The sequence below is a fragment of the Sphingomonas segetis genome, assembly GCF_009720245.1.
Classification (GTDB): Bacteria; Pseudomonadota; Alphaproteobacteria; order Sphingomonadales; family Sphingomonadaceae; genus Sphingomicrobium; species Sphingomicrobium segetis.
Map to the genome: position 1 here is coordinate 1 of NZ_WJSQ01000116.1, position 8,866 is coordinate 8,866.

General features: G+C 65.6%; 11 protein-coding genes. 4 read left to right on the top strand and 7 right to left on the bottom strand.

Going from position 1 to position 8,866, the window contains the following annotated elements; all coding sequences use genetic code 11:
- Positions 1-208: 208 nt before the first annotated feature.
- Both GH737_RS15330 and GH737_RS10825 read right to left on the bottom strand, forming a co-directional pair.
- On the bottom strand, positions 209-349 hold the full coding sequence (locus GH737_RS15330; RefSeq protein ID WP_196233112.1) for a hypothetical protein: 141 nt from the start codon (positions 347-349) through the stop codon (positions 209-211).
- A 70-nt stretch (positions 350-419) separates the two neighbouring features.
- Positions 420-560: an entericidin EcnA/B family protein gene (locus GH737_RS10825; RefSeq protein WP_155264833.1), complete on the bottom strand. Its 141-nt coding sequence runs from the start codon at positions 558-560 to the stop codon at positions 420-422.
- Positions 561-704: 144 nt separating this feature from the next.
- On the opposite strand from GH737_RS10825, the gene GH737_RS10830 reads away from it, so the two are divergent.
- Entirely contained in the window at positions 705-1,073 is a 369-nt protein-coding gene (locus tag GH737_RS10830; RefSeq protein ID WP_155264834.1) for a hypothetical protein, read from the top strand.
- Here GH737_RS10830 and GH737_RS10835 read toward each other — a convergent pair.
- Together GH737_RS10835 and GH737_RS10840 are read right to left on the bottom strand one after the other, a co-directional pair.
- Positions 1,070-1,864, bottom strand: coding sequence for a thymidylate synthase (locus tag GH737_RS10835; protein ID WP_155264835.1), 795 nt, complete (start codon positions 1,862-1,864; stop codon positions 1,070-1,072). The genes GH737_RS10830 and GH737_RS10835 overlap by 4 nt on opposite strands.
- A 68-nt stretch (positions 1,865-1,932) precedes the next feature.
- Complete coding sequence (locus GH737_RS10840; protein ID WP_155264836.1) at positions 1,933-4,329, bottom strand: TonB-dependent receptor; 2,397 nt, start codon at positions 4,327-4,329, stop codon at positions 1,933-1,935.
- Between the two features lie 118 nt (positions 4,330-4,447).
- Between GH737_RS10840 and GH737_RS10845 the strand changes: the two genes are divergently transcribed.
- A complete protein-coding gene (locus GH737_RS10845) occupies positions 4,448-5,086 on the top strand; it encodes a TetR/AcrR family transcriptional regulator (protein WP_155264842.1) in 639 nt (212 codons plus the stop codon).
- Positions 5,083-5,946: an alpha/beta fold hydrolase gene (locus tag GH737_RS10850; RefSeq protein ID WP_155264837.1), complete on the top strand. Its 864-nt coding sequence runs from the start codon at positions 5,083-5,085 to the stop codon at positions 5,944-5,946. Before GH737_RS10845 ends, GH737_RS10850 begins: the two co-directional genes overlap by 4 nt.
- On the opposite strand, the gene GH737_RS10855 is transcribed toward GH737_RS10850, so the two are convergent.
- Positions 5,943-6,917: an aspartyl/asparaginyl beta-hydroxylase domain-containing protein gene (locus GH737_RS10855; RefSeq protein ID WP_155264838.1), complete on the bottom strand. Its 975-nt coding sequence runs from the start codon at positions 6,915-6,917 to the stop codon at positions 5,943-5,945. The genes GH737_RS10850 and GH737_RS10855 overlap by 4 nt on opposite strands.
- 131 nt (positions 6,918-7,048) lie before the next feature.
- Between GH737_RS10855 and GH737_RS10860 the strand changes: the two genes are divergently transcribed.
- A complete protein-coding gene (locus GH737_RS10860; protein WP_155264839.1) occupies positions 7,049-7,258 on the top strand; it encodes a hypothetical protein in 210 nt (69 codons plus the stop codon).
- A 131-nt stretch (positions 7,259-7,389) separates the two neighbouring features.
- On the opposite strand, the gene rplL is transcribed toward GH737_RS10860, so the two are convergent.
- Both rplL and rplJ read right to left on the bottom strand, forming a co-directional pair.
- Positions 7,390-7,764 (bottom strand): 50S ribosomal protein L7/L12, encoded by a 375-nt coding sequence (rplL, locus tag GH737_RS10865; RefSeq protein WP_155264840.1) that lies wholly within the window; start codon positions 7,762-7,764, stop codon positions 7,390-7,392.
- A 60-nt stretch (positions 7,765-7,824) separates the two neighbouring features.
- Positions 7,825-8,340 (bottom strand): 50S ribosomal protein L10, encoded by a 516-nt coding sequence (gene rplJ, locus GH737_RS10870; RefSeq protein WP_155264841.1) that lies wholly within the window; start codon positions 8,338-8,340, stop codon positions 7,825-7,827.
- Between the last annotated feature and the right edge of the window lie 526 nt (positions 8,341-8,866).

Consider the following 8,866-nt stretch of genomic DNA (forward strand, 5'->3'; position numbering starts at 1 on the left):
GCCGCCGAGCTCGCGCGCACGCCGCGCGACGACACCGGCACGGGCGACGACCCGCTCGGTGAGGTCGTGCCCAGCGGCCACGGTCTGGACGCGGACGCCGGGGACTATCTGCAGGACTGAGCCGAAAGTCCCGTCGCGCAGCGATAGGAGACATTAAAAACCCCGCCGGAGCGATCCGGCGGGGTTTCTTTTCGTGTGGGGCAGCTGGTTAGCAGCGGCCGCCGTGCATTGCATTTTCGGTACAGTTGGCGGCCGAACCCACGTCGGCGCCGACGCCGCGCACGGTATTGCACGCGGCGACTGCGAGACACAGGCCGGCCAACGCAACCGCCACCAGCTTCTGAACCATTTTGTCGTTCCCTCCGATTGAAGTCCGGAACGACAATGAATCATTCGGTGGCTGTCTGTCTACTGAACCGTCAGCAGTTACCGCCGTTCATCGCGTTCTCGGTGCAGTTCGCGACCGAGTTGACGTCGCTGGCCGCGCCGCGGACGGTGTTGCAGGCGGCCACGGCAAGCGCCAGGCCGAGGATGATCACAGTCGTTGCCTTATGGAGCATTGTTGTTCTCCCTTCTAACGGGGCTGGGTAACGCCGGGGTCGCAGGAACGGCTCCATTGCGCTAGCGTTATTTTTGAAGAAGGCGCAGCGGAGTGACAGATGCGCAAAGCGGGGCTGCTTGCATTGCTGGTTCTTGCCGGATGCGTGAGCAATCATCCTGGCGTCCGGCCGCTTCGCCCGCTCGAGATTGCGACCGCGCCCTATCAGCCGCTCGCGACCACGAACCTCACCGGCACGCTGATGTACGAAGGCGGCTGTTTGCTGTTCCGCGGCGAGGAGAGCGGGACTTTGTTCCTGCCGGTTTTCCCCGCGGGAAGCAGCTTCAATGGGAATGCCTTGCTGTTCCATCTCCCCGGAAAAGGCGACCAGTGGCTCGCCGTCGCGCAGGAGCTTTTGATCTACGGCCACCCGATCGAATGGCAGGCGCTCGGCAGTTCCCTGTACGAGCCGATGCTGCGTCAGTGCGGCGCTTATGCGCCGTTTTTCGTGGCGAACGTCCGGCCGGCTAACTAGACCGCGACCGCCGCTTTGATGTGCGGGTGCGGGTCGTAGTTTTCGAAGACGAAATCCTCCGGTTCGTATTCGAACAGCGATTGTCCGCGGTCCTTGATGACGATGCGCGGCAGCGGGCGCGGCTCGCGCGTCAGCTGCAGCCGGGCCTGATCGAGATGGTTCGAGTAGAGATGGCAGTCGCCGCCGGTCCAAACGAACAGTCCCGGCTCGAGCCCGCACTCGCGCGCGAGCATGTGGGTCAGCAGCGCGTAAGAGGCGATGTTGAACGGCACGCCGAGGAAGACGTCGGCGCTGCGCTGGTAGAGCTGGAGGTTCAGGCGCCCCGCCGAGACCTGGGTCTGGAACAAGCAATGGCACGGCGCGAGCGCCATTTTCGCAATTTCGCCCGGGTTCCAGGCGGTGACGATCTGCCGGCGCGAACAGGGATCTCGGCGGATGAGATCGACGAGATTTTCGATCTGGTCGAAGTGTCGACCGTCCGCCGTCTCCCAGTCGCGCCACTGCTTGCCGTAAACGGGGCCGAGGTCGCCGCGGTCGTCGGCCCATTCGTCCCAGATGCTGACATTGTGCTCGTTGAGCCAGCGGACGTTGGTGTCGCCGCGCAGGAACCACAGCAGTTCGACGATGATCGACCTGAGGTGGAGCTTCTTGGTCGTCAGCAGCGGAAATCCGTCGGCGAGGTCGAAGCGCATTTGTGCGCCGAACCAGGACAGGGTTCCGGTGCCCGTCCGGTCCTGCTGCTCGACCCCGCGGTCGAGGATCAGCTGCATGAGGTCGAGGTATTGCCGCATATGGCTACCCTAATCGGGCCCGCGGCAAACCGGAAGCGCGGAGGGGCGCAAGCGCCCCTCCGCCGAGGTCAGAAGTTGATGGCGGCCGACAGAAAGACCTGGCGCGGATTGCCGTAATAGGCGGTGAGCACGCCGGTTTTGCCGAGCGTCGGGACAGGAAGGCCGTTGGTGCCGAGAAGGAATTCGCCGGTGAACGGGTTCTGCGCCAGGAAATTATAGCCGGCGACGATGTACTTCTTGTTGAGCAGGTTCTTGCCGTGGAGCCCGACCTCGTAGCGATTTCCCGCCGAGCGCCAGATCAGGTTCGCATCCCAAAGCGCAAAGCCGCCCTGGTCTAGGCCCGGAATCGCAGTTTCGAACTGCTGGCTCTTGCTCCGGTACGAGATCGTGCTGTTGAGGTCGAGGCGACCATCCGCGAGCGGCGTCTGGTAGTCGAGCGAGCCGCTCATCGTCCACTTGGGCGTGTTCTGGATCTTGCGGAAGTCGGCCACGTCGACGGGCCCCTGACCGGGGATATTTGTGATGAAGTGCAGGTACTTGGCGTCCAGATAGCCAAGCGTCCCAGCGAGATTCAGCCGGTCGCCCGGAGTCGCGAAGTCTTCCGCGAGGCGGGCGTTTGCCTCGACCTCGACTCCGCGGAAGCGCGCCTTGCCGGCATTCGTGGTCACGCCGCAGAAGGTCGCGACTCCGTTGACGACGCAGCCCTCGGAACCGGGCACCTGGACGTCCTTGTACTCGGCATCGAAGATCGCGGTGGCGAGCTGAAGCCGGCGGTCGAAGAGCGACGCCTTCCAGCCGATCTCATAGCTGTCGACCTTCTCCGGGTCGAACGCCATGAAGTCGTAAATGTCGTCGGGCGACTGGCTCGGCGCCTGCGTGCTGAGCGCCCGCGGGTCGAAGCCGCCGCCTTTGAAGCCCTTCGAATAGCTGATGTAGAGATTGTGATTGGGCGTCGGCTTAAAGTTCACCGACAGCCGCGGGGTCAGGGCCTTGTCCTTGCGGCTGCCTTCGAAGTCGGAGGTTGCAGCGCCGACCTGGACACCGGTCGCATCGAACGGATCGGATCCGCCGAGCTCGGGTGAGCCGCCGAGAATCAGGTTGCGCCTGAACACGCGGGCGTGGCGGCGGTCGCTGGTGTAGCGCAAGCCCGCCGATGCTGCCCACTGGTCGCTGAAATTGTAGGTGAGATCGGTGAACGCGGCCCAGGTCTTGGTCTTCACGTCGCCGACCGTTGCCGCGGTGAGGCCCGGAAGGATCGTCGGCAGCGAAGTGTAGAGGCGGACGTCGAAAATGTCGAAGGCGCTGGCGTTCAAATAATAGAGACCGGCGACGCCCTGCAGCGGGCCCTTGTCGGCAACCAGCTGAAATTCCTGGCTAAACTGGTGGTTCTTGTAGATCGCGGGGACATCGACATCGACCGCCGGGGTCGCGTCGAAGTCGATCGGCGTGTCGCTGCGGTCCTTCCGGTAGGCGGTGATGGTGCGGAACTGCAGCCAGTCGTTGAGCCCGATCTCGCCGTGAAGGGCAACGCCGCCCGAGCGGACCCGCTGCTCGGGGTCGTTGAGGCCGCCCTCCGAATCGAAGACGTTGCTGAGCGGCAGTTCGCCGGTGACGAGATTCGGAATCAGGCGGTGCCCGCCGCGCGGGTTGCTGTTGTCCCAGGAGTAGTCGCCCGACAGGCGGAAGAAGACGTCCGGGGCTGGCTCAAGCTCGACCGTGCCCCGCGCTGCCCAGACGTTCTTGTTGTAGTTGCGGTCGCCCGTTGTGAGGTTTCGGCCGAACCCCGTGTTGCTGAGTCGGGCGATTGCCGCCCCGACGCGCAGGCCTTGCGTCAACGGCGTCGAGACCTGCGCGATCGCATCGAACTGGCCGTGGGTGCCGACATTGGTGCGCACCATCGCATGCGGCCCGTCGGTGCGGATGCGGCGAGTCACATATTTGATGGCGCCGCCGATGGTGTTGCGGCCGTAGAGCGTGCCCTGCGGCCCGCGCAGGACCTCGATCCGTTCGACGTCATAGATATCGAGCACGGCGGCCTGCGGACGGTTGAGATAAACGTCGTCGAGATAGAGGCCGACTCCCTGCTCGAATCCCGCGACCGGATCCTGCTGGCCGATTCCGCGGATGAACGGGGTGAGCGTGCTGTTGGTACCGCGCGAAACTTCCAGCGTGACATTGGGCGTGGTGTCGGCGACGTCCGTCAGGTCGAGTGCGCCCTGCCGATTGAGCTGTTCGCCCGAATAAGCAGTAACCGCGACGGGTACATTGAGCAGAAGCTCGTTGCGGCGGCGCGCCGTGACGACGATCTCCTGGCTGCTCGCCTCGGCGGCAACAGCCTGGGTCTGCTGGTTGTTCGTCGGCTGCTGGTCGGTGCCCGGATTCTCCTGCGCAAATGCTGGAGTCGTGACGAGCGCCGCAGCGGCGACGGTGCCGAGCAAAGCGGCGCCTGCGAAAGTGACGCGCATTTCCCTGTTCTCCCCAAGGCGTGCGACTCCCTTGCCGCCGCCGTCCGCTACCCGTCTAGTGAAAGTTGAACCATCTTTCAACTTGCGAATGATCAGGCTAGAAAGCTATCGCGGACTCATGGGGGCAAGCGTGGCAGACGAACTGCAGACCAGTGCTGCAAGCGCCGGAAAAGCGCCGCGAACCGCCCGCGGCGAGCGCACCCTGCGCAAAATCCTCGATGCCGCGCGCGACGAGTTCGGCGACCGCGGGTTCGCCGACAGCTCGATCGTCGGCATCACCCAGCGCGCCGGCGTCGCGCTCGGCACCTTCTATACCTATTTCGACTCGAAAGAGGCGCTGTTCCAGGCCCTCGTCCGCGACATGTCGGCGCAGGTGCGCGACCATGTCGCTCCGGTGCTCAAGGAGTCCGCGGACATGATCGACGGCGAGGCCCGCGCGCTCGAATCCTTTCTTTGTTTCGCCCGCGAGCACCGTGACGTCTACCGGATCATCGATGAGGCCGAGTTCGTCGACCCGCGCGCGTATCGCGAACATTATGAAACCACGGCGAACCGCATCGCGGGGCGGCTCGCCGGCGGCCGGAAGAGCGGAGAGGTCGACGGCGGCTACTCGGACGAAGAGCTGGAAATCCTGGCCTGGGCGCTGATGGGCGCCAACGTCTTCCTCGGGCTGCGCTTCGCGGTGTGGTCGAGCACCGATCCGAAGCGCGTCGCCGATGCAATGAACAGGCTGCTGCGCTCGGGCCTCGCGACATGAGCGAGAAAGCGCGCTACCGCGATTGCCGTTTCACCGTCGCCGATGGGCTGCAGCTTCACTACCGCGACTATCCAGGATCGGCCGGCAGGCCGCCGCTGCTGTGCCTTCACGGCCTGACGCGCAATTCCCGCGATTTCGCCGAGCTGGCCGAGCTTCATTCGCCCGGCCGACGCGTGCTCGCGCTCGATTTCCGCGGGCGCGGGCTGAGCGATCATGACCCGCTTCCGGCGCGCTATCTGCCGCTGACATACGCCGGCGACGTGCTCCAGCTGCTCGATGAGCTGGCGATCGATCAAGCGGTGTTCGTCGGCACATCCCTCGGAGGGCTGGTGACGATGCTCATCGCGGCGATGGCGCCGCAGCGCATCGCTGCCTCGATCCTCAACGATGTCGGGCCCGAGCTTACGGAAGCGGGGCTCGACCGGATCAAATCCTATGTCGGCAACGGCGCGCAGTTCCGGAGCTGGGACGAGGCCGCCGAGGCGATTGCCATCAACAACCGCCACATCCCCGCCAGCTACAATCACGCCGACTGGGTCAAGATGGCGCGGCGCGTGTGCCGCGAGGAGGACGGCTCAGTCGTCTTCGACTACGACATGGCGATAGCGCTGCCGTTCGAGACGCAGGGGCCGGCGCCGGCGGTCGACATGTGGCCGCTGTTCGAAGCATTGGGCCAGAAGCCGCTGCTGGTCGTGCGCGGAGAGCGCAGCGACCTGCTTGGTGCCGCTGTGCTCGCCAAGATGCACCATGCCGTGCGGGCCATGAAATCGGTCACCGTGCCCGGCGTCGGCCACGCGCCGATGCTCAACGAGCCCGAAGCGGTCGCCGCGATCGATTCTTTCCTGGAAGAGCTGGACTAGGAGGCGAGGCGCTGGGGCCGCGGCTGGCCCGAGGCTTTCGCGAGGACCGCGGCGGGGTCGGCGAACAGATTGTGCAGGACCATCTGGTCGAGGCCCATGTAGAGCGGCAGCGTGTTCCTGAGCAGCACCGATGAGCCGCGCATCGCGGTAAGATCCCGCAGCAGGCCCTCGCGCAGCGCCAGATAGTCCGGCCATCCGGCCTCGTCAGCCTCATGCTGCGCCCACACCGCCGCCCAATCCTTGACGAAATCGTCGATCCGCTTGAGCACCGGTCCAAGCAGCGGATGCGGAACTGCGTGCTGCGAGAGATAGGCGACATGGGCGCGGATTTCCCACGGCGACATCACGCCTGGGCTGTTGACGCGCTCATACGACAGATCGTCGATGGGCGTCGTCCCCGGCCTGACGAATTCCTCCTCCGCATCGCCGCGCTCGCCCGCTTCGATCAGCTGGCGCAGACGCCCGCCGGCAACGGTATCGAGCACGAGGTGGATGCGCTGGTCCGTCCCGCCGTTATGCACGCCGTGCACACGGAAGGAGTCGAACACCCAGCATTCGCCGGCACCCATATGGACGGTCTCGCCGCCGCAGGTGAACTTCACGCCGGGGTTGGTGATGACCGGAATGTGGATCCGCCAGTGGGTGCGCCAGTAATAATGGCTGTCGACGTGCTGCGGCACGTCCGCGCCAGCGCCGAGCCCCATCAGCCGGCTGCGCCCCCACACCGCGCCGATCGAGGCCATGACCTCCATGATGTAGGGGCATGCGAGCAGCTGTTCGGTTGGTCCCATCATTCCCTTGAGGTCGTCGGTCGGCTGGCCGCCGGGCGTGATCAGCCGCACCGCCTCGTTGCCGACATAGCCGGTCGGGTGCGGCACCCAGGCGGATTCGGGCAGCGCACGCACTTCGCGTTCGAGCGTCTCCGCGTCGAAGCGGATCGGCAGTTTCACGAGCGGGCGGACGAGCTCCATTGCGGGCACGAATAGTCCAGCGAGGCCCCGCCGCCAAATGGAAAGCCGCCGCGCGCCGGAGCGGGGCGCTCGCGCGACCGCTCGCTCAACAAGCGGTGAGTCCGCGTGTTTGTTCAGCGGAAGGACGAGCCATGAGCACGAACAAGGAGCTGACGAAGGACAAGGTCGGGTCTGACGACCTCGAGTGGAACCCCGACATCGGCCAGTCGAAAGGCGCCTTCGCGACCGGCGATGACCCCGAGGAGATCGCAGGCGAGAATACGGTCGTCGGCGACGTTCAGAACGATTCGACGCGCGGCGACGGAGTCCCGCAGGAAGACCGCGCCCGCACGAACAAGTGAGCGGATAAGAAAAAGGGCGGCCCCCAATGGGACCGCCCATTCCTTTTGCACCCCGGCGCAGGGGTCCAGGATCGCACGTGGATCCCGGCATGCGCCGGGATAACTTTACGCAGCCCTTGCGGGCTGCCCGGTTACTTCAGCTCGACGGTGCCGCCGGCGTCCTCGATCTGCTTCTTGATCTTCTCGGCCTCGTCCTTGCCGATGCCTTCCTTGACCGGCTTGGGAGCGCCTTCGACCAGCGCCTTCGCCTCGCCGAGGCCAAGACCGGTGATCGCGCGAACCTCCTTGATCACGTTGATCTTCTTGCCGCCGTCGCCGGTCAGGATGACGTCGAACTCGGTCTTCTCTTCGGCAGCCGGGGCAGCCGGGCCGGCAGCGGCCGGGGCGGCAGCAACCGCGGCGGCGGCCGAAACGCCCCACTTCTCCTCGAGCGCCTTGGCGAGATCCGCCGCCTCGAGAACGGTCAGTTCGGAAAGCTGGTCGACCAGCGCATTGATGTCAGCCATTTGATACTCCCTGGTGGGGCCAAGCCCCGGATTGTCGTGCGTTGATGAAAAAGGTGTCGCTTATGCGGCTTCCTTGGCCGCGTAAGCGCTGAAGATCCGTGCCAGCTGGGCCCCCGGTTCGCTGACCGTGCGGGCGATCTTGGTCGCGGGCGCCTGGATGAGGCCCACGATGGTCGCGCGCAGCTGGTCGAGCGAGGGAAGCTCGGCAAGCGCCTTGATCCCGTTCACGTCGAGGACCGTGTCGCCCATCGCTCCGCCGACGATCTCGAACTTGTCGTGAGTCTTGGCGAAATCGACGGCCACCTTGGCGGCCGCGACGGGGTCTCCGGACGTGGCAAGCGCGGTCGGGCCCTTGAGCAGGTCGCCGATCGGCTTGTAGCGCGTTTCCTCGAGCGCAATCAGGGCAAGGCTGTTCTTCGCAACTTTGAACTGGGCGCCGGCGTCGCGCATCTTCAGGCGCAGGTCCGTAGACTGTGCGACCGTGAGACCGTGGTTGCGCGTGATGACCACCACGCTGGTCTCGGTGAAGACCCGCTTCAGCTCGTCGACCAGATCGGCTTTTTGCGATCGATCCATGCCAACTCCGTGTTTCGGCCGAAGCGAGCCTCGGCCGAGGTTCAACAAAAGCCCAGGCGAGCCTGAGCACTCGATGTCCGTCGGGTTGGGATCGGCGGCGCTGCGCAAAATCGCTTGGCAACGCACGACGGAACGGCGAGCGCTCCGAATGATTCCTGTCCCCGTCTAGGCCGCAGATTAAGGGGCAAGCCCCGGCAGCTGTCTCGGACGGCTGCCCCGGATCACTCCGGAGCGAAGGCGCGCCTATAGCGCAATCGGCTGCGGGATCAAGCCTGTGGCGCGCGGGAAGCTGGCTCCAGCCACGAACGAAAAGAGGCCCGGATGAGCTGGCGCTCGCCCGGGCCTCCTCGCTCCCCTGTTCGAAGCGAGTAAGCGGTACCTAGAGCCCGCGCTCTCCGCGCTCGACCGGAGCCGGCGGCGGAGGCGGCGGCGGCGCCGGACAGACGCTCGTCGCCAGGATCACCGATCCGTCGGGGCAGGTCTGAGTCGCCGGAGCCGCAGGAGGCGGCGGCGGAGGCGGCGGGGG